Below are 24,480 nucleotides of genomic sequence, written 5' to 3'. Positions count from 1 at the left end.
GGTACGACAAAATGACCCAGCTTGAAGCCGCACGCAAAGGGATCATCACGCAACAGATGAAAGAGGTCGCCGAGGACGAGGGGCTTGCGCCCGAGGAAATCCGCGCGCTGGTCGCCTCGGGCGAGGCGGTCATCCCGCACAATCTCCACCACGACTTTCGCGCGATTGGGATCGGCAAACGCCTGCGGACCAAGGTCAACGCCAACCTCGGCGCCTCCAACTTTCATCAGCTGCTCAGCGAGGAAATCGAAAAACTCTACACCGCCGTGCGCTTCGGCGCCGACTCGGTAATGGACCTCTCGACCGGCACCGACCTCGACAAGATCCGTGTAGAGCTGCTGTCGCGGGCGCCGGTGATGCTGGGCACGGTACCGATCTATCATGTCGCCTCCGAGCGCTCGATCATGGACCTCGACGCCGAGTTCTTCCTGGAGATCATCGAGCGCCAGGCGCGCCAGGGCGTCGATTACATGACGCTGCACTGCGGAGTGACGCGCGAGAGCGTGGCCCGCCTGCGCCGCCATCAGCGCATCGAGGGCATCGTGTCGCGCGGCGGCGCGCTGCTCGCGGCCTGGATGGAGCGCACCGGCAAGGAGAACCCGCTCTACGAGCACTACGACGAGGTCTGTGCGATCCTGCGCGAGCACGACGTGACGATCTCGCTCGGCGACGGCCTGCGTCCGGGCGCCACCGGCGACGCCACCGACCGCGGCCAGATCGCCGAGCTGCTGGTGCTCGGCGAGCTCACCGAGCGTGCGCGCAGCGCCGGCGTGCAGGTGATGATCGAGGGCCCGGGCCACGTCCCGCTCGACCAGATCGAGGCCAACGTCAAGCTGGAAAAGCGCATCTGCGGCGGTGCGCCGTTCTACGTGCTCGGCCCGCTGACCTGCGACGTCGCCCCTGGCTACGACCACATCACCGGCGCAATCGGCGGCGCGATCGCCTCCGCCGCCGGCACCGATTTCCTGTGCTACGTCACTCCGGCCGAGCATCTGCGCCTGCCCGACGTCGACGACGTCCGCGAGGGCGTGATCGCAACCCGTATCGCCGCCCACTCGGGCGACCTGGTCAAGGGCGTGCGCGCGGCCAAGCTGTGGAACGATCAGATGTCGCGCTATCGCAAGGCGCTCAACTGGGAGGGGATGTACGCGATGGCGATGGATCCGGACAAGGCCCGCCGCTACAAGGAAGAGAGCGAGGCCGCCGGTTCCAATGTGTGCAGCATGTGCGGCTCGCTCTGCTCGATCAATATCGACAACGCTGCGATCAAATTCTCCAGCCGCCGCGCGCTCGCCCAGGACGAGAGCCATGCCGTCCACTGAAGGGCTGCGCGCGGGCGACAACCTCGGCGCGGCCGCCACGCTGGTCCTGCGCGATCAGCACGGCGCCGAGCGACGGCTGGCGGACTTTCGCGGGCGCAACGTCGTGGTCTATTTCTATCCGGCCGACGACACGCCCGGATGCACGGTCGAGGGCAAGGAGTTTCGCGACCTCGACGAAAGCTTCGCGGAGCTGGATTGCACGATCGTCGGCGTCAGCGTCGATTCGGTCGAGTCCCATCGCGCGTTTGCCGAAAAGCACGCCTTCCCCTTCGTCCTTCTGTCGGACTCCAAGGCTGAGCTGGCGCGCGCCTTCGGCGTGATGCGTGACGGCTTTGCCGCGCGCTCGACCTTCGTGCTTAACCGCGAGCAGCGTGTGGTGCGTGCCTTCCACGACGTCACGCCGCGCGGTCATGCGCAGCGCGTGCTCGAGTTCGTCTGCTCGATGCTCGAATCGCATCGGATGCTGGGCGGCTGAGGGGATTCCGGGTATAGACGGGCGGCTTGGGAGTGGTTACCCTTAGGGTCTGGGTCAATAGATGAGTAAGTTTGTAATTTAAGACTTGAATTAGCGTCCTACGCGAAGGTCAACGGCCATGGCAAAGACTTCCAAGAATATTCTCGACGAAGCGCGCGCCCAGATTAAGGCGGTCGATATCGACGAAGCGCGCCGGATGCTGGAGAAGCCGGGCACGGTGTTGGTGGACGTTCGTGAGAGCGACGAGTGGCGCCAGGGGCATATCCCGCAGGCGCTGGGCATCCCGCGTGGCTTCCTTGAGCTGCGCATCGAGGAGAAAGTCCCCGACCGCAAGGCGCCGGTCATCCTGCAGTGCGCCTCGGGCACGCGCTCGCTGCTGGCGGCGCGCGCGCTGCGCGAGATGGGCTATGAGAACGTTTACAACCTGACCGGCGGCTTCAACGCGTGGAAGGATCGCGGATTGCCGTGGGTCGCCGAGCGTGTCTTCACCGCCGAGGAGCTGACCCGCTATTCGCGCCATTTCGTGATTCCCGAGGTCGGCGAGCGCGGCCAGGCCAAGCTGCTCGACGCCAAAGTGCTGCTGCTCGGATGCGGCGCGCTGGGCTCGCCGTCGGCGCTTTATCTGGCGGCGGCGGGCGTCGGCACGCTGGGTCTAGTCGATTTCGACGTGGTCGACCTCTCCAATTTGCAGCGCCAGATAATCCATCCCACCGACCGCGTCGGCACGCTCAAGACCGAATCGGCGCAGAAGTCGATCCAGGCGCTCAATCCGGGGATTAAGGTGAATCGTCACGAGGTCCGCCTGAGTTCGGACAACGTGATGGAGATCATCAAGGACTACGACGTCGTCGTGAACTGTGGCGACAATTTCCCCACCCGCTACCTGATCAACGACGCCTGCGTGTTCGCGCACAAGCCGCTGGTGGACGGCGCGATCTTCCGCTTCGAGGGCAACGCGACCGTCTTCTACCCGGCCAAGGGCGGGCCGTGCTACCGCTGCCTGTATCCGGAGCCGGCGCCACCCGATATGGCGCCGTCGTGCGCCGAGGCTGGCGTGCTCGGCGCGCTGCCGGGCGTTATCGGATCGATCGAGGCGCTCGAGGCGATCAAGCTTATCCTCGGCGCGGGCGAGCCCTTGATCGGCCGGATGGTCTACTTCGATACGCTGTCGAAGGACTACGTGCGGGTGCTCAAGATCAAGCGCGATCCGGATTGCCCGGTCTGCGGCGATCATCCGACCCAGACCCGCCTCATCGACTATGAGGCGTTCTGCGGACTGGCCACGGCGCCTTCAGCGGACGCAACGCCCAACGGCCACGCCGCGGCTGCGCCGGCCGGCGGACGCTGAGCGCTCGCTCTCGTTTCAAGCGCGCAATTTGGGTTAAATGTTGGCGGGCGCCGCGTTCGCGCGGCGCCCGCCAAACGTTTGCAGCCCTGCGCGCAGGCGGAAAATCATGGCACTGGGGCCGTTTTACGTGGCGGAAAAACTGAGGCAGAGCGATGGCGTGCGCGGAGTCGCGCTCCTGATGCGGCACGGCGAGACCGCCTGGAATCGCCAGGGGCGCGTGATGGGCCGCAATCCGGTAGAGCTCGATGAGCACGGTCGCGCCCAGGTCACCGCGGCCATCGAGCTGCTGCGCTCGGTCCGGCCCGAACTTATCGTGAGCAGCCCGCTGATCCGCGCGCGCCAGTCTGCCCAGATCATCGCCGACGGGCTCGGCGATGTGCCGATTCTCGAGGAGCCGCTCATCGCCGAAGTCCAGTACGGGCGATGGGAGGGCATGAGCTACCACGAGCTCATCACCGACGCCGACTATCTCAGCTATCGCGAAGAGCCCATCCATAGCCCGACGCCGGGCGGCGAGACGATCCCCGAGGTCCAAGCGCGCGGTGTCGAGGCGGTCACCCGCGCGCTCAAGCAGAACGAGGGTGGGCGGGTGCTCTTCGTCTCCCATGGCGATATCATCCGCACCGTGTTGTGCCACTTCATGGGTATGGAGCTGCACCACTTCCGGCGTATCCGGGTGGACAACGCGGCGCTCTCGGCGGTACAGATCGCGGGCGACTTTGCCGAGATCAAGTTCCTCAACCTGCTCCCCGACCTCGGCCGCGCCTTCGTCGCACCGTTCCCGATCAAGAAGAGCGAGTAGTTATATTTTCCCGGCCGATTCCCCACGCGAGCGCGTTGCGCAGCAGGCGCTCGAAAGCTGGGGTCTCCCATGAGCCGCGGAACAACTTCGGCGTCGTCCCCGAGGGATCGACGCTTGGGTCCACGAACGGCTGCACGTTGTTGGTCGGATTGTGGCAATGGCCGAGCGCGAAGTAGGCGACCGCGCCCTGACCCATCTCGCGCACGTAGCCGAGCACGCGCGTCCTGCCGTCGGGCATCAGCGACGTGTCGCGCTCGTAATGGAAACCGAAGCCCGGCGGCGACGGGTCGCTCGGCAGCTCCGTCGTCATCAGCACGCGTGATTTCGCCGGTTCCTGGAGCTCGATCAGATAAAGCTCGTCGACCGTCTCGAACGACGCGGGTGCGCCGCGCGTCAGCGGATGGTCGCGGTCGTCGACCTCGACGCGGAAGCGGCGCACGGGCGGATGGTTGAGGAAGAAACATCCGAGCGTCGCGTGATGGCTGGTCTTGACCATCTGACGCGCGCGCGAGTGCCCGCTCACCGGGGCCGCCTTGCCGCCGCTCGTCCCGTGCAGCGCGAGCCATCGCCCGCCCGCTTCTAGCCACTGACGCACGGCCGCGTTCTGCTCATCGTTGAGGTATGGCCCGGCTACGTACGTGATGAGCATCCGGGCGCCCGGCAGCCATCGCGCGACGTCGGTGAAGTCGTTGGCCACGGTTGCGCGCACGTCGCTCTCGGCCAGGAGCAGGAGGATGCGCAGCCGCGCGTAGTCGATGTCGTGCCCGGCGGTCGAGCCGGGCGGAAATCCACCTGCGACGACGTGTACTCGGACCGGCTTGCTCTGGCTCATGACTCGTCTTTCCAGATCGTCCCTCAGTATGCGTCGTCCCCGTCCCTTTTGGAAAGTCTGCGCCTTCTCGGGCCTCGATCGCGCAGTCGCGAAAATTCGCTACTCCCTTTTGCCATCAGGCAAGGAGGCCGGGCGTTAGGTCGCCTGCATAGCCAGGACACTGCGCTGGTTTGACTGCCGCCGTCGCCATGATACTAGCCAAACCAGTGCGTCGGCCCGGCTGTTTCGATGTTCGATGCCGCAGGAGGCTCGCCAATGAGCAACCATCACACTTCCAAGGCAATCCACGACCGCCTCGGCCATCCGGTCGTCGACGCCGACGGCCACTACCTCGAATTCGGCCCCTCGCTGCTCGAATACATCCGCAAGGTCGCTGGCCAGCGGGTCGCCGACGCCTTCAAAGCAACCGGCGATCGCGTCGCCGACTCGATCCGGATGACGCCGGCCGAGCGCCGCGACGCCGGCGTCCCGCAGGAGGCCTTCTGGCCGGCACCGACGCGCAACACGCTCGACCGCGCAACCGCCACGCTGCCGCGCCTGCTCTACGAGCGGCTCGACGAGTTCGGCCTCGATTTCACCGTGCTCTATCCCTCCGCCGGACTGCTCATCCCGCGCATCATGGACGACGAGATGCGCCGCGCCACCTGCCGTGCGCTAAACATGTACAACGCCGAAACCTACCGCCCGCTCGCCGACCGCATCACACCCGCCGCGGTCATTCCGATGGGCACGCCGGGGGAGGCGATCGAGGAGCTGGAGTACGCGGCCAGGACGCTGGGGCTCAAGGTGATGATGATGGGGCATCCGATGCCGCGGCCCATCGCCGCGGTGGCGCGCAAAACGCCCGCGGCAGCGCGCTGGGCGCGCTGGATAGACACGTTCGGTATTGACAGCGCCTACGACTATGATCCGGTATGGGCGAAATGCCGCGAGCTGGGAGTCTCGCCGTCGTTCCATAGCGGCTCGCGCGGCTTCGGCTTCCGTTTCTCGCCGGGCAACTTCACCTACAACCATATCGGCCACTTTGCCGCCGCGCTCGAAGCGGTGTGCAAGTCGCTCTTCCTCGCCGGTGTCACGCGCCGCTTCCCTCGGCTCAACATCGCCTTCCTCGAGGGCGGCGTTGCGTGGGCCTGCATGCTCTACAGCGATCTCATCGGCCATTGGAAAAAGCGCAACCGCGCCGCGCTCGAAGAAGTAAATCCGGCCAATCTCGACCGCGCGATGTTTCGCGAGCTGGTCGAGCGTTGGGGCGGGCGCGAGATCGCCGAGCGATGGGCCGGCGGCGAGCTCAGGCTCCAGACCTTCGACACGCCGAATCCGCCCGCCGAGCAGGAGCTCGACGACTACGCGGCGTGCGGGATCGAGCGCGCCGAGGATATCCGCGATCTTTTCGTGCGCAACTTCTATTTCGGATGCGAGGCCGATGATCCGCTCAACGCCTGGGCCTATAACACGCGGATAAATCCCTTCGGCGCGCAGCTCAAGACCCTGCTCGGCTCCGACATCGGCCATTTCGACGTCGTCAACATGGCTGAAGTGCTCGAAGAAGCCTACGAGCTGGTCGAACGTAGGCTGATCACCGAAGACGACCTGCGCGATTTCCTGTTCACCAATCCGGTGCGCTTCTTCGGCGAGGCGAATCCGAATTTCTTCAAGGGCACGGTCATCGAGACCGCAGCGTCCAGGCTGCTCGGCGCAGAGTCGACCTCCGCCACCGCCGGCCGCTGAACAGACACGACGCCGAGCCGGTTCTCCCAGCGGGCGGGCGTCGCTATCCGTCCAAATCGAGGGGCGCATAGCATACCCGCCCTGCTGAACTGCGCCTTCTCGCTTACCTCCAAGGTAATTGTCGCGCGCCCGCGCAATGGCGAGATTCGACCTGTGACGCGAGACGCGCGTCGAATCCGAAGCGACGCAGTCAAAACCACGCGCACGAGGAGAGACTCAAATGTCGGCGAAAGAAGAGGTTCAACGGATAAACGAGCAGATCCTGGCCGCGGCCGCGGAGGGAGATTTCGCGCCCTTCGTCAACGCGCTGGCCGACGACGTCGAGGTCTTCGACCACGTCCCCTACCTGTTCGAGGGCAAGGCCGCCTTCCTGCGCCATCTCCAGACCGCCGCCGCAGGCACCGAGGTGATGACTTACGCCGTCCATCAGTGCTCGTATCGCGCGGCCGGCGACGCGGCGGTGGTGTTCAACTCCCACGATCGCCTGTCCACCATACCCAAGGGCGGGCTCGCGAAAATCCAGTGCGGACGTGCGACGTGGGTCTACGCGCGCAAGGGCAGCGAATGGAAGATCGTGAGCGCGCACTTCTCGGTGCCGGCTGAGTAAGCGGTTTTGATTTCGTCCCCGCGCGTCAGCGCGGCGCGCGGGGGCGGCAACCCCGTCGACCAAACAGGAGCGAAGCCAATGAACCCGCAACATTCGACCAACATCGCCGCCACGACGGCCGAGGTAATCCGGCGCTTCAACGAAGTCTTCCTGCGCCACGATCCCTCGGCGCTGGCGGAGCTGATCGCGAACGACTGCATAATCGAAAACACCACGCCCGCGCCCGACGGCGCCCGGCTCGAGGGCCGCGACGCCTGCCTTGCCCAGTGGTCGGGGATCGCAACCGCGCCCGGCACGCATTTCGACCTCGAAGATGTATTCGTCGCCGGCGACCGCGCGATCATCCGATGGCGCTACTGGTGGGGCGCGCGCGCGGCCGATTCCGTGCGCGGCGTGAACCTGATGCGCGTCGAGAACGGACTGATCGTCGAAGCGATGGGCTACGTGAAGGGCAACTAGCAGCTCAGGGAGCAAGCGAAGATGCAAATTATGGAAATTTCGGTGCCGATGATGCTCTTGGGACTCGTTGCGATCGCCGCCGCCGGCGCGCTGTGCGGCTGGTGGCTGGAGACCGGACGCGGAGGGCTTCCCTGCCCGCAGGTCGAAACCAAGGGTCAGGCGTACGAAACGGCGCAATCGAGCGTCGAGGAAACCCACGCGGACGACACGGACAGGCGCGTGAAGGATGCCGCATAGCAACGGAGGCTTGGCCGAAAGGAAACGGCGCCCGCGCATTACCTCGGAGGTAATCGACGGACCGCGACCAGCGGCGTAGGGTGGCTCCATGGATATTCATCGCAACGGGACGGCGGTCGAGCCGGCCGGCGTCGGGCCGTTGCTGCGCCGCTGGCGCGAGGCGCGCCGGATGAGCCAGCTCGAACTGGCGCTGGAGGCGGAAGTCTCCGCCCGCCACATCAGCTTTCTCGAAACCGGACGCGCACAGCCGAGCAAAGAGATGGTGCTCACGCTCTCCAACGTGCTCGATGTGCCGCTGCGCGAGCGCAATCTTCTCCTGCTCGCCGCGGGCTATGCGCCGCTCTACGGCGAGACCAACCTCGACGACCCGCGCATGAGCCAGGTGCGCGCCGCGGTCGAGGTGATTCTCAAGTCCAATGAGCCGCGCAGCGCCATCGCGCACGACCGCCATTGGAATATCGTGATGGCCAACGAGGCGTTCGTCCGCTTCCTCGCCCTCACTCAGGGCCGCACGCCGACCGGCCTGGCCGCGTTGCAGGTGACGCCCCAGCCGCGCCTCAACGTGATGCACCTGCTCTTCGATCCCAACGGCTTTCGCAAAATCATCGTCAACTGGGAGCAGATTGCCAAGTCGTTGTTGAACGAAGCCTACCGCCGGCTGGCGTGGGCGCGCGACGATGCCCTGCGCAAGCTGATCCGCGATATCCTGAGCTATCCTGGAATCCCCGCACGTTGGCGCGAGCCGGACCTCGAAGCGCCGCACGATCCAATCCTGCCGATGGAGCTGAATCTCGAGGGCGCGATAGCGCGGATGTTCAGCACGGTCACGACCGTCGCCACGCCGCACGACGTCACGCTCCAGGAGCTGCACGTCGAGGTCTTTTACGCGGCTGACGCCGAAACCGAATCCGTGCTGGGGAAATACCAGCAGCGGCTCGAGGCGCGGCTCGCCGCGGGGCCCGCCCTGACGCCGGGTGGGCAGGTACGCCCGCCCCACTGAGCGGACGTTCGAAGCTCGCAGGCGGCTGCGAGCTAGGTCTCACGGCGGGCGGCGAACTCGCGCCGCGCCTCTTCCATCAGCCCCGGTTCGGCCAGCAGATCGTAGGCGGTGAGCGCCATCGCCTTGGCCACCCGGATCATCGCCGCGTACGCGCGCGGCGAGTTGGTGTGCTTCTCGAACCGGTCCTCGTGGCAGTTGCCGGCGCCGGGATCGGCGATGCGAAAGACCGGATGGATCGCCGGCATCGCGTGGCTGACATCCCCCATGTCGGTCGAACCGGTCGGCAGGTCGGGCGGCGCGTCGGGCGTCCCGACGCCGAGCGCCTCGGAGTGGAGCGCGTAGCGACGCGCCATCGTTGTGTTGTTGATCAGGTTGCGGTAGCCGCCGACGATCTCGTGCGCCATCTCGGTGCCGGTCGCCATCGCCGCCGCCGCGGCGCACCGCACGACGCGGTCGGCGATCTCGTGCGCGTACTTCGTGGTGTAAGCGCGGCAGAGGAACTCGCACTCGGTCCTCTCCGGCACGATATTCACCGCCTGACCGCCGTCGGTGATGATGCCGTGGACGCGCGCGCCGTCGCGCAAATGCAGCCGCGCCGCATCGACGCTTTGGAAAGTCTGGAGCACGGCTGAAAGCGCGCTCGCGCCCGCCCACGGCGCGGCGGCGGCATGCGAAGCGCGGCCCTTGAACCTGATTCGCAGATGGCGCGTGGCGAGCGCGGGAAAAGTGGCGTACTCGCCGTCCATCGCGTGCGCCATCATCGCCGCGTCCACGCCCGCAAACACCCCGCGCTCGAGCAGGATGATCTTTCCGCCGCCGCCCTCCTCCGCCGGGGTGCCGACGATCACGATTCGCCCCGGCAGCCGCTCGCGTATCGCGGCGAGACCCGCAAAGGCCGACAACGCCGCCGTGCAGATGAGGTTGTGGCCGCAGGAATGCCCGTTGGGCAGCGCGTCGTATTCGGCCAGGATCGCGGCGGTCGGCCCCGCCTTGCCGACTGAGGCGCGAAAGGCGGTCTCCAGTCCGCCCACACTGCGCTCGACCTCGACGCCCATGTCGCGGAGCGCGGCGCAGAGCGCCTCGGCCGCGAATCGCTCCTGGAACTTCAGCTCGGGACGGGCATGGATCTGACGGCCAAGATCGATCGCTCGCTCGCGGAAACGATCGACTGCGGCGCAGATCTCGTCATGGACAGTCATTGCGGACTCCTTCCCGGCCGCACCGGCAGCGGTTTGGCGCCCCGGGGGACGTGGGCGTGGATGCTACCAGAGCGGAGGCCAGGGCGGTTAACGGCCAGGCCGTGCGGCGTTACGCCCGGCGCGGCTGCGCCGCGGCGCGGCGGGCGAGTTCCGAGGCGTATTCCTCCCCGATGCGCCCGGCGTTTTCTTCGAGCCACGCGCTCAGGCGCGTCGGACAGGTCGGCGCGCCGCTCGCAACCAGCAGGCCTGCGCTCAGCCCGGCGATCTCGTCGCGGGTGAGCGTGATATCGCCGAGCGCGTGTCCGATGAGCCGCGCCGCAAGCAACGCGAGACCGGCTGGCGCCGGGACGACCAGCGCGCGGCTGTGAACCGCGCGCGCGATCGCGCGCACCAGGTTGCGGAAGGTGTAAATTTCCGGCCCGGCCGCGTCAACGACGCGGTCGCGGGACTCCGCGGCGCCGCTTATCGCCAGCGTCGCCACGTCCTCGACAAACACCGGTTGCACGCGGTAATCGCCGCGTCCGGGCAGGGCGAAGAGCGGAGAGCGCCGCAGCAGCCACGCGACATTGTTGAGCAGGATATCCGCGCCGCCGAAGATCAGCGTCGGACGAATAATCAGGTAGGAGAGCCCGGACTCAACGATCGCGCGCTCGACTAGCCCTTTGCCGCGGAAGTAGGGCAGCGGCGAGCGCTCGTCAGCGTGGGTGATGCTGATATGGACGATGCGGCGGACGCCGACCGCGAGCGCCACGCGCAGCAGCGTGCGCGAGTTCGCGACCGCGCTATCGAACGTCGTCGCGCCGTAGGGGAACCGGATCCAGTAGGTGTTGAACAGCGTCGTCGCGCCGTCGAGGCTCTGGGCGAGGGCTTCGGGGCGGCTGAAATCGAGCGGCGCAACTTCGACGCGTCCGGCGAACGGATCAGCCTGCGCGGGATGGTTGGTCAGCGTCCGCACGCGCAGGCCGCGCGCGAGCAGCGCCTGCGCGATATAGCGCCCGGTATAACCGAGCGCTCCGGTGACGACGTTCAGCTCCGCGGCGGCCATCGCGCGGAAGCGCTCAGAGGCGAAGCGGACGGGCGGGCGACACCACCACCGCAACCGCGCAGGGTGCCGCGCGCAGGATCTGATCGACGCGGCGGCCGAAGTACAGCCGCTGCTCGGCGGAGCGGTACAGCGCGCCAATCACCAGCAGATCGAAGCCGCCCTCGCGCAGCGTGCGTAGGATGACGCTTTCGGGGCTGGGGCCAACCTCGATGCGGGTCGCGACGCGCAGCCCGAGCTGCTCGCCCAACTCGCGGACCTCGCCCACCGCCTCCTCGCCCGCGCCGCCCGCTTCGGCGGCGCCGAGCCGCAGGCCAAGTACCGGACGCTGGCGGACGTAAAGCGCGGTCGCCGCAGCGCCCACCGCCTGCGCATAGAGGACGCCGACCGCGGCGCCCTGGCGCGCGCAGGCGGCGCCGCTGACCGGCGCCAGCACTCTGCGCAGCGGCATCGCCGCCCCCACGTTGCGCGCGATCACTACCGGCGCGCGTACCTCGCTGAGCAATCCGCGCAGCACTTCGCCACCGAGCACGTCGTGGCCGTGTAGATGGGAGGCGCCGGCGAAGATCGCGTCGTAGCCGCGTTCGCTCTCCTGGACGATCGCGTCAACCACTGAATCGCCGCCGCCCGCGCGCTGGTACACGTTGACGGCGCCGGTCGCCGCGGCGATCGCGCGCAGACGGGCGAACTCGGCCTCAAACGCCGCCGCCGGCGCGCCGCCGTTGGCCGCCGCCGCATGGAAGATCGTAATGCTCGCGTGCGAGGAGCCGCCCAGCGCGGCGGCCAGATGGGTCGCGAGCTCGGCATGCGGACCACCGCCGCTGAGGACCAGCAGCTTGGCGCCCTCCACGCGCAGCGGCAGCCGCGCCATCACCCGCTCGCGCTGCGCGCGCTCGGCGTCGCCCGGCCGCTCGCCCACGCCCTTGAGCGACCATCTGAGCAGCGATGGCGTGATCACCGAGGTCACCACGGCCACCGCCACGATCACCGTGTACATCGCGGGCGTCAGCACGCCCAGGCTCAAGCCCAGCAGGGCGAGGATGATCTCCATCCCGCCGCGTGCGTTCATCCCGATGGCGACCGCCAGCGCCTCGCGGAACTTCAGCCGCCCAAGCTTGCCGCCGAGCAGACAGCCCGCGATCTTTGCCGCACACGCGACGCCCAGCACGACCAACGGCACCACTGGGCTGCGCAGCGCCGACAGGTTAGCCTGCAATCCCGAGTAGCCGAAAAATACCGGCGCCATCAGGCCCATCGTGGCCGCTTCCAGCTCGGCGCGATCACGGTTGCGCACGCGCGGCGTACGGCTGAGCATCAGGCCGGCGACAAAGGCGCCGAATACCGCGTGCAGGCCGATGAGCTGGGTCGTGATCGCGCAGGCGAAGCCGACCAACACCATCGCGCTGAACTTGCCGTGCTCGGCCGCGCCGCGGTCGTCCACCCATCGCATCAACCAGCCCACCACGCGCACGCCCGCGAAATAGCAGAGCGCGACGAAGACCGCCGCCTCGCCCAGCAACAACGCGAACGAGCCGGCCGAAAGCGCGCGGCCCCCGGCCAGGCCCGCGATCAGCGACAACAGAAGCCATCCGGTGGTGTCGTCGATCAGCCCCGCGGCCAGGATCAGCATCCCCAGCTCGCGGCGCATCAGTCCGAGCTCGATGAGGATCTTCGCGATCACCGGCACCGCCGAAATCGCGATCGCCACCGCCATGAACAGCGCGAAGATCAGCCGCTGGTCGGGCCCCGGGAGATACTGCGCGGGCAGCAGCAGTCCGAGGGCAAAGCCGCAACCGAACGGGATGACCATCCCGCAAACCGAGACGTATGCGGCCGTACGCCCCTGTCCGCGCAGGATATCGAGGTCGGTTTCGACGCCAACATAGAGCAGGAGCACGATCGCGCCGACCCACGCAAAGGCTTCGAGCAGATGGCCGGGCAGCGGATCGCCGCCGAAGAGCGCATTGAAAGCGCCGGGCGCAAGCGTACCCAGCACGGAGGGGCCGAGAATCACGCCGGCGAGCAGCTCGCCGATCACCGCGGCCTGGCCGATACGCTTCATCAAGTCGCCCAGCGTGCGGCTGGCGAGCAGCAGCACGGCGAGCTGCACGACGAAGCGAAGAATCTGGCTCTCGCTCAGGTGCGACAAGCAATGACTCCGATGAAGCGGGGGCGCGCCGATGGCGAAGTGGCGCGCAACGATTAGGAACACGCTAACCGCCGAACACAGGCGGGTCAACGCAGCAACTTTACGAGGTGATTATCTCGCTGGGCCGCACGATTTTCGTCCCCGCGCCGGCGTGTGAGGAACGAGGGACGAGTTTGCCTGCTGGTTTGCACGTCGAGCGTGCGCCGAGTTATAAGCCACACCGGTTGGCACGCCAAACGAATATTGTGCTGTTCCGATCAATTGTCGCATGGCAGAGCTAAACGGATCGAATGCGCCCGGAAAAGGGCGCGTCAGAGAAATTCTCCGAATCAAGGCGCACGAGCCGGACGCGGTTCCCGCCGCAGGCATCGCGATAGAGCGGCTTGCGGCGTGGGCCGGCCTTTCCTCACTTGAGGCGAGCCGCTTTCGCTTCGTTGTCGAAGAACTGTGCGCAGATAGAATCGCGAACGGCTTTGCCGCCTCGCAGGCCGCCCAGGTCGAGATCAGCCTGGAGCATCGTCCCGGTGAAATCGTCGCCTGGGTGGATGATACCGGGATGCCGGTCGATCCCGCGGCGACCGGCGCGGGCACGCGGGGAATAATGGCGCAGTTTCTCGAGCGTGGGTTTGTTGACGAACTTCACGCCTCCTTCCGCGGCCGCGAGGGCAATCGCTGCAGCGCGATCAAGTTTATCCGCAACCAGCTTGGCGAGCGCGCCGCGGCGGCGGCCGACCGAACTGCGGCGAACGATCACCCGGAGCCCGGGGCCCCAAGCCAGACGGTTGCGCCGGCTCAGCTCGAGTATCGCTCGATGCGCCCCGAGGATGCCTTCGAGGTCGCCCGCTGCTTCTTTCGCACGTACGGGCTGAGCGGGCCGAGCGCCGACGAAGTCATCTACCATCCGGAGCGATGCGCCGAGCGGGTGCGCGCAGGGCTGCATCTGGCCACGGTCGCAGTCGCCCCGCAGGGGCGGATCGTAGGCCACACCGCGATCGAGCGCGAGCGGATCGACGACCCAATCGGAACTTTCGGCTACCTGGTGGTCGACCCCGATTATCGCGGCCATGGGATCGCCGAGCGGCTGACCGCGATCAGCTTCACCGAGGGGCGGGGGCTGGGCCTGCGCGGGATGCTGGCGATGGCGGTAACCGTACACACGGCGAGCCAGAAGACCTCGCTCGACAACGGCGGCCGCGAAGTCGGCGTGCTGCTCGCCGCGCAAGAGGCGCGGATCGTGATGCGCGGGATTGGCGGCCGCCAAGGCCATGAGCGCCACTCCATCGTGGCCTTCTATTTTCCGTGGTCCGACCTTGCCGCCGCCAGCTATCCACCGGCGGCGCACCGCGAGATCATCGCCGGGATCTACGCCAACTGCGGCATCCAACGCACGCTCGGCAACGCTCCGCGGGACTTCAGCCGCGAGGCCCTGCCGCAGCACTCAATGCTCGACGTGTCGATCCTGCGCGCGGCCAGTCACGCCAGGGTGCGAGTGAAACTCTACGGACGCGACTTCCTGGCCGAGGTGCTGCACCTCGTCCACAACCTGCATCAGCACAACGTGCGCGTGATCCGTCTGGAAATGCCGCTGGGCGACCCGCTCACCGCGCTCTTTGGCAGTGCGGCCGAAGAGCTCGGCTTCAGCTTCGCCGCGGTCTTTCCGGGCACAGCCAGCGGCGATCTCCTGTGCCTGCAATCGCTGCACAACGTCGAGGTGAATCCGCAAGATATCCATACCGCGTCCGCACACGGAGCTGCGCTGCTTGCGGCGGTCACCGCGTCGCGCGAGCGGGTACTTTCCTCGAAAAGCGCGCGTTCGATCGAGGGTGCGGAGCGCGCCTTTAGAGCGGCCGCCGCGATGCGCTGATCGGCGCGCCGCGCCGGGACACGGCAACCCCGCGGTCGCGGACTTCTTCAATGCCGGCGATACCCGACATGGCAGGCAGAGCCACGGGAAACCGGCGAGATGCGGGTCACGCGCGGGTCGGTGAAAGTTAGTCGGCAGGGGCGGCCGGATCCGGCCGCCCTGTTGATTCGCAGAGCAGGCCCTTTACGGGCGCACACGGGTGACCGGCTGGTCGGCGATCTCCGAGGGCTTCTTGCCTGCCGCCTCGCGATGCTCCTTGTAGTCGTTCATCGCGGTCATGATTCCGGCCACCGACTTGTTGAACAGCATCTCGCGCTGGCGCGCCGCCCATCGATTGGAAAATTCGATTTCGGCGGCCGTGCCCTGGAACCGCGGCATCACGTAGCGCGCAAACAGTTCGTACGAGCGCAGCGTCTGCTCGCGCGAGGCCCATTCGTGGGCAAGTCCGAGCACTCCGCCGAAACCGCCGCTCGCCTCCTGCAATTCGCGGATGCGCGCGATCGCGTCGTCGGGCGTGCCGACGATCGCGCCGCCGCGCGCGACCATCCGGTCCACCGTCATCTCTTCGATCGGCTGGTTGGGATACTCCTGGAACTGGATCTGGGCGCCGAGGGTCTCGATGAAGTACTTGTGAATCCAGTGATTGCCGCCTTCGCGGATGTCGTCGAGCGCCTCCTTCTTCGAATCGGCCAGATGGATCGGCATCACCAGCCGCCAGTTGTCGCGGCTGACCGTCTTGCCGTTCTCGGCTGCGGTCTCCTCCGCCACTGCCCAGCGTTTAGGTAGGCCGTCGAGCCCGCCGGTGGCGAACGCCGCCACCGACAGCACGCCACATCCGAGCTCGCCCGCCGCAACCATCCCCGACGGCGAGATCGTGTTGGCGACGAAGATCGGCATGTGCGGCCTCTGATACGGCTTGACCTGGAGATGGGCGTCGTACAGGCGGAAGTACGAACCGTCGATCGTGATTCCGCCCTCCTCGGTGAACAACCGGATGATCGCCTTGACACCCTCGACCATCTGGCGGCGCTGCTGGGTGGTGTCGATCGCTAGCATATGGGCATCGGCGGCGAGCGCGCCCGGCCCGCATCCGAGCATCACACGCCCGCGGGTCAGATGGTCGAGCAGGGCGTAGCGGTTGGCGACGTTGAACGGATGATGATAGGGGATACTGACCACGCCCGAGCCTAGCATGATCCGCCGGGTGCGTCCGGCGGCGACCGCGATGAAGATTTCCGGCGACGGAATGATCTCCCATCCCGAGGAGTGATGCTCGCCGACGAAAACCTCGTCGTAGCCCAGCCGGTCAAGCCATTCGATAAGTTCAAGATCGCGCTCGAAGCAGAGCGTGGGGTTTTCGCCTGCGCGATGGAAGGGCGCCATGAAAATGCCAAATTTCATCACGGTTCTCCTTGGCCTGGGACGAGCTTGCTCCGGCGAGGCCCTAGGGCACCTTACGACGCCCCGCGATCGGGAACAATAGCGAACGTCCGGCGGTTGCGGGTCGAAGGGGAGGCCACGGCGCTTCGGCCATCGCGAAACAGCGGAGACTCGATTACGTCTATACGGTTGTGCGGATGGGTGAATCGCGCGAAGGCTCGGGAGGATTTGTCAAGGCGCTGCTAAACTCCCACGGCGCGCCCCGAATCCGCCCCGCTTGCTCAAGTCACAGGCAAATAGGAAGATCGAAGTATCCGAGGGCCGGGGGTTTGACTCTTCCAAGTCGAGGACAGTTGCGATGCTGACCTCAAAGGGCCGCCCGATCTGCCGCCGAGCGGCGGCAGCGGCGGCGATCGTGCTGGCGGCGCTGCTTGCTCAGGCCGGACCGGCGGCAGCGCAGCAGCGCCCGTTCGTTCCGCCCCCCCCGATCAACACCAATCAGGGCGGCGGATCAGTGCTCGAACTGGCGCCGACGACGCCGTCGCGCCAGGGCGGCGACGCGCTCACAGTGCCGCAGTTCAAGAGCCAGCCGGGCCAGGAGCTGGAGCTGCCCTCGCGCGCGCTTCGCAACCAGTCCGGTTACGAGCAGGTGACTGTCACCGTCACCGACCAGAACGGGCGCTACGTCACCGGGCTCCAGAAGAGCGACTTCCGGCTTTATGTTGACGGCATCCAGCGCCCGATCGAGTTCCTGCGCCAAGACCTCAACACGCCGGTCTCGATTGGCATCCTGGCTGACACCTCGGGCAGCATGGAGCCCAAGCTGATGCAGCTGCGGGCGGCGATCGGCCAGTTCATCCGCGACCTCAACCAGCGCGACGACGTCTTTCTCTTTGCCTTTTCCAACCGCCCCTTCCTGCTCCAGCCCTTCACCACCAACCATTTCCTGGTCACCAGCCGCCTCGCCCTGCTCCACGCCTACGGCCAGACGGCGCTGTTCGACACGATCATGGACGGCCTGATCATGGTCAAGCACGGCCGCTATGACAAAAAGGCGCTGCTGGTGGTGACCGACGGGATGGATAACGCGAGCCAGGCGACGCTGGCGCAGGTGATCGGCCAGGCGCGCCGGATGGGCGTGCTGATCTACTCGATCGGTATCGGCGATCCCAACTCGGGCGGCGTGGGAATCGCTATCGGGCCGTTCATGTTCGGCGGCGACATCGACCACGTCGATACCCGCACGCTGAGCGCGCTGTCCAGCGAAACCGGCGCGCGCACCTTCCTGGTGCGGGAGGTCGGCGACGGCGAGGCGCTGCGCCAGGACTGCGCCGCGATCAGCAACGAACTGCGCGAACAGTACACCGCCGGCTTCGTCGCGCCCGACCCCTCGCGCGGCGGCTACCGCAGCCTGCGCGTGGACGTCCCTGCGCGCCCCGAACTCCACGTGCGCGTGCGTAAGGGGGTGACCGTCGGCCCGGGCACCGAATATGCCGGCCCCGCAACCGCACCATAGGTGGCACCAGGGCCGACCATTCCTGACGCAGCCCGTTTCTCGGTTCTAGGCGCCGATCGTGGAACCGCCTCCCAGGATTCCTTCGCGCGCAGCGCGGCGCTAAGGAATGGTCACAGAGCTCGCCGCTTAACCACAGCCGCAGGAGCCGCCGCAGCACCCGCCACCGCTTGCGGCGCCCGTCGGCCCGGCGCTATCGGACGCTCGCGCCGAAGCGAACACCGACATCTCGCGCGCGATGTTGGAGCCGTGGCAGGTCGGGCATTCGCTCTCGATCTCGCCCGGGCGGACGAAGGTTTCGAACGAGTGGTCGCAATCGGCGCAGTGGTACTCGTAGATCGGCATCGTTCTCTACTCCTCGAATGGCTGGGCGTACTCGACCAGCACGCCGCGCGTCGCCTTCGGATGGAGAAAACATATCATTCCGGCCAGCCCCTTGCGCGGCGCCTGGTCAATGAGCTGGAGGCCCTTGGCTTTGGCTGCGGCCAGTTCGCGCGCGACGTCGTCCGCCTCGAAGCATACGTGATGCAATCCGCCGCCACGCCGGGCGAGGAACTTGCCCACCCCGCCTTCGGGACTCAGCGGCTCGAGCAGCTCGATCTCGCTGCCGCCGACCTCGAGCAGCGCCGCGCGCACGCCCTGCTCCTCGATCGTCGCGCTCTTCGTCAGCCGCATCCCAAGCGCGTCGCGCCAGAACTTGAGCCCTTCTTCGAGGCTCGGCACGACCACGCCCACGTGATGGATCCGCTTCAGCATCGTTCCCACCCTATGATTGCGCCGACTGCTTGAGGCAGAGCTTGCGCTGCAAATCGATCCACTGCTCTTTCATCTGCGGGCTACCCAGGCTCGGATGCTCGCTGCGGGTGACCGCGAGCTTGTTGCACGCCGCCGCGACGTTGCCCTCGGTCGCCAGGATCTCGGCCAGGTTGTACTTGGCCTGGTACCAGAGGTTGTCCGACTGCGCGGCAGTCGCCTCGACTCGCGTCCACAGGTCGAGCGCGTTCTTATAATCCTTGCGCGCCTGCGCGATCCGCGCCAGCCCCGCGTTGGCGTCGGGCGAGGCGGCGTCGGCCTTGACCACCTGGCTGAAGGTCGCCTCGGCCTTGTCGGTCTGGCCGCGCGCGGCGTAAGCCTGGCCGAGAATCGAAAGCGTGCCGGTCAGGTTCTTCGCCGGGATCTTCCCGGCCTTAACCATGTCCTCGAAGTAGCCGTAGTCGAGCGCAGTGAGCTGGGCCTGCGCGAGGTAGGCCTTCTGGTCACCGCGCGCCTGGGCGGCCTGGGCGCCCTTCCAGAAATCGACGCCGACCTCCTTAATGAAGTCGCTGTTGGCGAGGTTGCCCTGGTTGCGCTTGACCAGAGCCTGGACGTCGCGCGCGATCGCCTCCCATTGGCCAAGGGCGCTCTGCGACTTGAGCCGCCATTCGAAGACTTCGTTGAAGTGCTTGCTCATCCCTGGGTAAGCGGTCTCGTAGCCCGCGAGCAGCTCGGCAATCTCACGATTGTCCACGGGCGGCTGATGCTCCTGGAGGCTCGCGAGCATGTAGATCGCGCGCCCGCGCAGGTCGTAAAAGAAGCGGCGCTGGGCGGGCGCCGCACGCTCAGCCTGCGTCTCGCCCTGGATCGTCTGGCGCAGGCCCTTGATCGCCTCTGCGCGCAGCGCGGTCTCAGCCGCGCTCGGCTTGGCGTCCTTGCCCGCACCGGCGCGCGCCTTCTCGGCCGCCGCCACCATCATGTAGCGGCATTCGGCGGCGTTGAAGACCGCCGTGTATTCATACTCCCGGTTGCCGGTGACCTGCTCGTAGAGCCTGGCAGCGTCGGCGAACTTGCCCTGCTTTTGAAGCCGCTCGGCAAGCCGGAAGCGCGGCTCGTAGGCGTATGGTCCGCGGGGATAGGTCTTGAGATACTGCTCGGCGGCAGCGACCCACGCGCTTTCGAGTTGGCCGTTGCGTTTGCCGCCGCGCTCCCACTGCAGGCGCGGCAGCTTGAAGCGCATGTAGGCGGCCCACTGGGCGTCGGGATTGCCCGGCTCGCGCGCGATCTGATCAACCAGCTTCTGGACCAGGTCCATCCGACCCAGCGAGTAGTAGATGTCGGCGGCGTACTTGTAGCCCTTCGGGAAGCGGCCGCTGTTGGCGGCTTCGGTAAAATATTTCGCCGCAGGCAGCGGCTGACGCTTGTAATACAACACACTTGCGAGCAGCCATTTCTCGAACGGGTCGGAGGAGTTGCCGAACTCGGCCACGGGGTCGGCGACGTACTGCGAAACCGCCGCCAGCGCGACCGCCCAGTCGTTCTTATTGTCTTGGCGTTCGCGGATGTACTCGACGGCCTTGCGATGGAAGTCGAGCTTCTTGGCCGGATCTGCCGTCGCCGCCTCGGCCTCGAACAGCTCGCGCAGCCGCATCAGTTCCAGCCCTTCCCGCTGCGAGCCGGAGGCGCCGGCGGCGAGCTCGCCGGCCAGCTTGGCCGCCTGCCCCGCCTTGCCCATGGCAGCGTACGTCGCGGCCAACCCCTGCTGGGCGGCGCGATACTGGCGGGTTTCCGGGCCATCCTTGAGAATGCGTTTGAAGTCGGTGATCGCGTGGTTGTACTCCTGGCGGTCGTACTTGCCGAGCTCGCGCTCGCATAATGCACGCCCGAGCAGGTTCTCACGCACCAGCTCGGGCGAGAAGATCACCAGAGTGGCCGAAGTAAAGCCATCGATCGCCTGGTTGAGCAGCCGGCGCGCCAGCGCCGGGTCGTTGGAGTAGAGCAGCGCACCGCGGTAATGCAGCCACGACAGCGGATAGACCGCGCGCAGCGCGAGTTGCTCGGGCTGGTCGTAGTCGCAGTGGCCGCCGGCGTCGATTTGCGCGACACAGGCGTCCTTCTTGCGCTGGTAAGTCGTGTACAGGCGGTTGAGCATTGACTCCAGCCGCATGTAGGCATCGAGCAGTTGGCCGCGGCTGGCGCCCCCGCTGTTGGCGATTTGTTCGAATTCGCCCTCAGCGTTGTCGAGCTGTTGGATAACGTCGCTTGCGACCGAAGGGTTCGCCAACGCCTCGTCAACCCGCGGCTCGAGCGCGCTCAAGCGTGAGTTGAGCGCGCCCAGCCCGGCCGCCCACGCCGCTGGGGCCGCCATGGCTATCGCCACCAGGACCATTAAGGGTGCAAGTCTGCGCAGACCCGAAATTTGCTTCATCGTTGCTCTACTGCCCGTGAAATTGCCCGGAGGGGCCCCCAAGCCCCGCGCCGGCCGGCAGGCGTGTTGATTAAGATTAAACTGTCCATCGCGATCAAGGCTACCCGATTTGCTCAACCGCGATCGCAGTGTCGCCCAGCGCACGCACCCGAGCGCATCGCCCGGCCACTGCGAGCGCCTCGGCGCTCTGCGGATCAACTAAAATGGCGCCCATCCCGACGCCGCACGCCCCCCTCAGATCGTGGGTCTCGGAGTCGCCGACGTGGACTGCCTCGGCCGGCGACAGTGAATGGCGTCCAAGCGCGGCGCGGAAGATTTCCGGCGCCGGTTTAGCCCATCCCGCCTCTGACGAGATGGTGATTGAATCAAAATACTGCGCCAGCCCGAGTGCCTCGATCACACGGTAGATGCGGTAGTCGAAATTCGAGATAACCCCGAGCAGCATCCCGCGCGCCTTGAGGGTTGCGAGCAACGCCGGCGCGTCGGGGTCCGCGGTCCAGTTGGCAGGGTCGGCAAAGAAAGTGAACAAGGCATCGAAGTAGGCTTCGAAATCCGCGAAGCGGCCGACCCCGTCAAATGTCCGAAGCACGAGCGCGCGCCACCATTCGCGCTCCATCCGGCGCAGCTCCGCCCCGGGCCTGCCGGGGCCGAAGGCGAGCCCGGGGGCGGCGTGAAAGGCGCGCCGAAACGCCGCGACAACCGCGTCAGCGTCAGCCTCAAGCCCGAAGCGTCGCGCGATTCTGGCGTAGCTCATCCCGGCCGGCTCGCGGGTATGGAAGATCGTTCCGGCCGCGTCGAAAAATACCGCCTTCAGCATCCTGGACGATTACACTCGGTGGCGCCCGTGGCGTCAGCGCGGGCGCGCAGCTCAGATCCTCCCGAAGACAAAGCGGCGCACCAGCGCGGCCCATCCGCGCAGCACCAAGCTCCGCCCGTTGACCAGTTTTCCGTAGTACACGCCGGCCGACTGCCGCGCGCGATCCAGTGCCGGGACCTCAAAGAAACTCCAGCTTGGCCTCAAGCCCCTGCGCCGCGCTGCGCACGACGACATAGCCGCCGCCCTTGAACGGGCCGGCATTGAACACGCGGGTCGGCCCGATAGTGTCGGTGCCCGCCGACTCGTGGATATGGCCGGAGAGGCAGACCTCGGGCCGGACTTCCTCGATGAAGCGGCGGGCAGCAGTGCTGCCGACCGGGCGGCCGCCGACGATGCGATCGCAGCGGGTGTCAAAGGGCGGCGTATGGCAGACCATCAGGAGCGGACGATGACCGCGCACCTGCTCATAGCCCGCCATCAGGGTGGCGTAAATCTCGTCCTCGCTAAATTCGGTCGGAGTATTGAAGGGCGTGATGTTGGAGCCGCCGCAGCCGAAGATCGCCACGCCGTCGAGCACCATCCCGCGCCCGTGCAGCGCGACGCCCTCGCGCTCCAGAAAGCCGATAACTTCGCGGCGGTCGAGGTTGCCGGGCAACGCGAGCACATGCGGACAAGCGCGCCGGGTCGCGTCGAGCACCTTGCGCGCGTCGTCCTCGCCGCCAAAGTTGGTCAGATCGCCCGAGATTATCACCAGGTCGGTGTCGCGCATCACCTCGCCCATCAGAGCGAGGTTGCGCGTCGCCATATGGATGTCACCAAAGGAGACTATCTTCATCGTGGCCGCAGGGCGCGCTCGCCCGCACGGCAAAGGATAGCGGTTTTGTGCGCCTATCGCATCCGGGTGGCGCCCCCTGCCACCTCAGCTAAGATGTCCGACCGATGGTCCCGCTCGACAATTTCACCTTCGTCCTGGTGCGACCGCTTCAAGCCGGCAACATCGGCGCCGCCGCACGGGCGCTTAAAAACATGGGCTTGCGCGACCTCCGGCTGGTCGCACCGGTCGCTTGGCGGGGGCGCGAGGCGGCGGCGATGGCGGTGCATGCGGCGGACGTCCTGAGCACTGCGCGGAGCTATGACGAGTTGGCCGCCGCCGTCGCGGATTGCACGTTGGTGGTCGGCAGCACTTGCCGGCCGGGGCTTTATCGTGCGGGCGCGATGGCGGTACGCGAGGCGGCGGCACAACTGGTCGCCGAAGCCGTGCATAATCGCATCGCTGTCGTCTTCGGCCCCGAGGACACCGGGCTGGTCAATCTCGACCTCGCACTTTGCCAGCGCCTGATCACGATTCCGACGGCGCCCGAGTACCCCTCGCTTAACCTGGCGCAGGCCGTGATGGTGGTCGCGTACGAGTTGGTGATGGCGGCGGGAACAGTGCGCGACCTGCCAGCAGCCGAGCCGTATGCGCCGGCGGCTGAGGTCGAGGCGATGATGCAGCGGATGAGTCGGGCGCTGGTCGCGATCGGCTTCCTGCCCGCCGATAATCCCGACCATATCATGTTCACCCTGCGCGCGCTCCTGGGGCGCGCCGGACTCGGCGCGCGTGACCTCCAGATCCTCAACGGTATCGCGCGCCAGATACTGTGGTTCGCCGAGAGCGGTCTCCAAACTGCCGAAGCCAAGCGGGGCGCAGGGAAAAAGCTGCGCTAGGCGCAGCGACGGGCTATTGGGGATCGACCGCCTTGGCCGGGTTGGGCGTATCGGCCTCGGGCGCCTCGCCCAGCATCCTGAGCCCGTAGCGCACCAGCGCGGCGAGTTTCTCGACGTGGCTAAGCAGCCCCGGCTGCTCGTCGGCGGGCGCGTCACGCAGCGCTTGGGCCGCCGCCGCAAGGTTCTCGCGGAGAATCGCGACCGCGCGTTCCAGATGCTCGCGCTCGGCAACCCGCGCGCGGGTGCGCCGGCGCGCCCGCTCAATCTCTTCGAGCCGTATCAGCTCGCCCATAACACCACTGTTTGAATTATCGCCGATCGCAGCGTGCGCAACCAGCGCAGCGGCAATCCAAACCGATAACCCCGCCGGCGTGCTCAGGACGGGGGAGCACTGCTTGATTTCACGCCGCTGTGCGGTTACGAAAGAAGGGCCTGCGCGCTGCGCGTGCTCCCCGGTAGCTCAGTCGGTAGAGCGGACGGCTGTTAACCGTCAAGTCGCTGGTTCGAATCCGGCCCGGGGAGCCATCTCCTCAAACCGAGCGCACCGAATCAAGACATCGCACTGCCACGAAGCGTTACACGAATCGGCTGGCGACCGTAACACTCTGGGACGCGCCGTGGTCGCCTAAATGAAAGACCGCCGCTGAGGTGTCTCATGCGGCGTTGCACAAACGCTCAAGCCCGAAACGGCCCGATCAGGGCTTCCAGAATTTTCCCGCACGGCTCCGAGCATCTCGTACCAGAAGGCGGTTGCGCACGGTGTGGCGATTCGTCAACGCCGCGCCGCGCGATGCAGGGCGGGCACGATGGCATGTATC

General features: G+C 66.8%; 23 protein-coding genes and 1 tRNA gene. 13 read left to right on the top strand and 11 right to left on the bottom strand.

Annotated elements, in window-relative coordinates; genetic code table 11:
• The first annotated feature begins 11 nt into the window (after positions 1-11).
• The 4 genes from thiC (at position 12) to VFB33_08390 (ending at position 3,947) form a co-directional block, all read left to right on the top strand.
• Entirely contained in the window at positions 12-1,322 is a 1,311-nt protein-coding gene (gene thiC, locus VFB33_08405; protein ID HZO81704.1) for a phosphomethylpyrimidine synthase ThiC, read from the top strand.
• Positions 1,309-1,797 (top strand): peroxiredoxin, encoded by a 489-nt coding sequence (locus tag VFB33_08400; protein HZO81703.1) that lies wholly within the window; start codon positions 1,309-1,311, stop codon positions 1,795-1,797. The genes thiC and VFB33_08400 overlap by 14 nt, the downstream gene beginning before the upstream one ends.
• Positions 1,798-1,915: 118 nt before the next feature.
• Positions 1,916-3,145 (top strand): molybdopterin-synthase adenylyltransferase MoeB, encoded by a 1,230-nt coding sequence (moeB, locus tag VFB33_08395; protein HZO81702.1) that lies wholly within the window; start codon positions 1,916-1,918, stop codon positions 3,143-3,145.
• A 106-nt stretch (positions 3,146-3,251) separates the two neighbouring features.
• On the top strand, positions 3,252-3,947 hold the full coding sequence (locus VFB33_08390) for a histidine phosphatase family protein (protein HZO81701.1): 696 nt from the start codon (positions 3,252-3,254) through the stop codon (positions 3,945-3,947).
• On the opposite strand, the gene VFB33_08385 is transcribed toward VFB33_08390, so the two are convergent.
• Positions 3,931-4,779 carry a ThuA domain-containing protein gene (locus tag VFB33_08385; protein ID HZO81700.1) on the bottom strand — a complete coding sequence of 283 codons (849 nt, stop codon included), beginning with the start codon at positions 4,777-4,779 and terminating at the stop codon, positions 3,931-3,933. The two genes, VFB33_08390 and VFB33_08385, sit on opposite strands and share 17 nt — an antisense overlap.
• Positions 4,780-5,034: 255 nt before the next feature.
• Between VFB33_08385 and VFB33_08380 the strand changes: the two genes are divergently transcribed.
• The 5 genes from VFB33_08380 (at position 5,035) to VFB33_08360 (ending at position 8,810) form a co-directional block, all read left to right on the top strand.
• Positions 5,035-6,507: an amidohydrolase family protein gene (locus VFB33_08380; GenBank protein ID HZO81699.1), complete on the top strand. Its 1,473-nt coding sequence runs from the start codon at positions 5,035-5,037 to the stop codon at positions 6,505-6,507.
• A gap of 220 nt (positions 6,508-6,727) precedes the next feature.
• On the top strand, positions 6,728-7,114 hold the full coding sequence (locus VFB33_08375) for a nuclear transport factor 2 family protein (protein ID HZO81698.1): 387 nt from the start codon (positions 6,728-6,730) through the stop codon (positions 7,112-7,114).
• Positions 7,115-7,192: 78 nt separating this feature from the next.
• The gene (locus VFB33_08370) at positions 7,193-7,573 is read left to right on the top strand and encodes a nuclear transport factor 2 family protein (GenBank protein ID HZO81697.1); all 381 of its coding nucleotides are present in this window, start codon (positions 7,193-7,195) and stop codon (positions 7,571-7,573) included.
• Between the two features lie 21 nt (positions 7,574-7,594).
• Positions 7,595-7,810: a hypothetical protein gene (locus VFB33_08365; protein ID HZO81696.1), complete on the top strand. Its 216-nt coding sequence runs from the start codon at positions 7,595-7,597 to the stop codon at positions 7,808-7,810.
• Positions 7,811-7,898: 88 nt separating this feature from the next.
• Entirely contained in the window at positions 7,899-8,810 is a 912-nt protein-coding gene (locus tag VFB33_08360; protein HZO81695.1) for a helix-turn-helix transcriptional regulator, read from the top strand.
• A gap of 32 nt (positions 8,811-8,842) precedes the next feature.
• Here the strand turns inward: VFB33_08360 and VFB33_08355 are convergent, their stop codons facing one another.
• The 3 genes from VFB33_08355 to VFB33_08345 all read right to left on the bottom strand — a co-directional run bounded on the left by VFB33_08355 (position 8,843) and on the right by VFB33_08345 (position 13,200).
• Complete coding sequence (locus tag VFB33_08355) at positions 8,843-10,009, bottom strand: M20 family metallopeptidase (protein HZO81694.1); 1,167 nt, start codon at positions 10,007-10,009, stop codon at positions 8,843-8,845.
• A 109-nt stretch (positions 10,010-10,118) separates the two neighbouring features.
• Entirely contained in the window at positions 10,119-11,054 is a 936-nt protein-coding gene (locus VFB33_08350) for an NAD(P)H-binding protein (protein HZO81693.1), read from the bottom strand.
• A gap of 13 nt (positions 11,055-11,067) precedes the next feature.
• Positions 11,068-13,200 carry a cation:proton antiporter gene (locus VFB33_08345; GenBank protein HZO81692.1) on the bottom strand — a complete coding sequence of 711 codons (2,133 nt, stop codon included), beginning with the start codon at positions 13,198-13,200 and terminating at the stop codon, positions 11,068-11,070.
• Positions 13,201-13,468: 268 nt separating this feature from the next.
• Between VFB33_08345 and VFB33_08340 the strand changes: the two genes are divergently transcribed.
• A complete protein-coding gene (locus tag VFB33_08340; protein ID HZO81691.1) occupies positions 13,469-15,064 on the top strand; it encodes a GNAT family N-acetyltransferase in 1,596 nt (531 codons plus the stop codon).
• A gap of 183 nt (positions 15,065-15,247) precedes the next feature.
• Here VFB33_08340 and VFB33_08335 read toward each other — a convergent pair whose 3' ends face one another.
• On the bottom strand, positions 15,248-16,465 hold the full coding sequence (locus VFB33_08335) for an LLM class flavin-dependent oxidoreductase (protein ID HZO81690.1): 1,218 nt from the start codon (positions 16,463-16,465) through the stop codon (positions 15,248-15,250).
• A 337-nt stretch (positions 16,466-16,802) separates the two neighbouring features.
• Between VFB33_08335 and VFB33_08330 the strand changes: the two genes are divergently transcribed.
• A complete protein-coding gene (locus tag VFB33_08330) occupies positions 16,803-17,960 on the top strand; it encodes a VWA domain-containing protein (protein ID HZO81689.1) in 1,158 nt (385 codons plus the stop codon).
• A gap of 126 nt (positions 17,961-18,086) precedes the next feature.
• Here VFB33_08330 and VFB33_08325 read toward each other — a convergent pair whose 3' ends face one another.
• From VFB33_08325 to VFB33_08305, 5 genes are all read right to left on the bottom strand, one after another.
• Positions 18,087-18,302, bottom strand: a complete 216-nt coding sequence (locus VFB33_08325; GenBank protein HZO81688.1) for a zinc ribbon domain-containing protein — start codon at positions 18,300-18,302, stop codon at positions 18,087-18,089.
• 6 nt (positions 18,303-18,308) lie between these two features.
• Positions 18,309-18,713 carry a methylmalonyl-CoA epimerase gene (gene mce / locus VFB33_08320; protein ID HZO81687.1) on the bottom strand — a complete coding sequence of 135 codons (405 nt, stop codon included), beginning with the start codon at positions 18,711-18,713 and terminating at the stop codon, positions 18,309-18,311.
• A gap of 10 nt (positions 18,714-18,723) precedes the next feature.
• Positions 18,724-21,078, bottom strand: coding sequence for a hypothetical protein (locus tag VFB33_08315; protein ID HZO81686.1), 2,355 nt, complete (start codon positions 21,076-21,078; stop codon positions 18,724-18,726).
• A 160-nt stretch (positions 21,079-21,238) separates the two neighbouring features.
• On the bottom strand, positions 21,239-21,955 hold the full coding sequence (locus VFB33_08310; protein ID HZO81685.1) for an HAD-IA family hydrolase: 717 nt from the start codon (positions 21,953-21,955) through the stop codon (positions 21,239-21,241).
• 178 nt (positions 21,956-22,133) lie between these two features.
• The gene (locus tag VFB33_08305) at positions 22,134-22,790 is read right to left on the bottom strand and encodes a metallophosphoesterase (protein HZO81684.1); all 657 of its coding nucleotides are present in this window, start codon (positions 22,788-22,790) and stop codon (positions 22,134-22,136) included.
• 104 nt (positions 22,791-22,894) lie between these two features.
• On the opposite strand from VFB33_08305, the gene VFB33_08300 reads away from it, so the two are divergent.
• A complete protein-coding gene (locus VFB33_08300) occupies positions 22,895-23,662 on the top strand; it encodes an RNA methyltransferase (GenBank protein HZO81683.1) in 768 nt (255 codons plus the stop codon).
• A 13-nt stretch (positions 23,663-23,675) separates the two neighbouring features.
• Here VFB33_08300 and VFB33_08295 read toward each other — a convergent pair whose 3' ends face one another.
• Positions 23,676-23,954, bottom strand: coding sequence for a hypothetical protein (locus VFB33_08295; protein ID HZO81682.1), 279 nt, complete (start codon positions 23,952-23,954; stop codon positions 23,676-23,678).
• Positions 23,955-24,111: 157 nt separating this feature from the next.
• On the opposite strand from VFB33_08295, the gene VFB33_08290 reads away from it, so the two are divergent.
• A tRNA-Asn gene (locus VFB33_08290) sits at positions 24,112-24,187 on the top strand.
• The last annotated feature ends 293 nt before the right edge of the window (positions 24,188-24,480 follow it).

The organism is Candidatus Binataceae bacterium (assembly GCA_035650475.1).
GTDB lineage: Bacteria > Desulfobacterota > Binatia > Binatales > Binataceae > JAKAVN01.
Note: the sequence above shows the minus strand (reverse complement) of the source record. Positions and strands in the feature narration are given on the sequence as shown.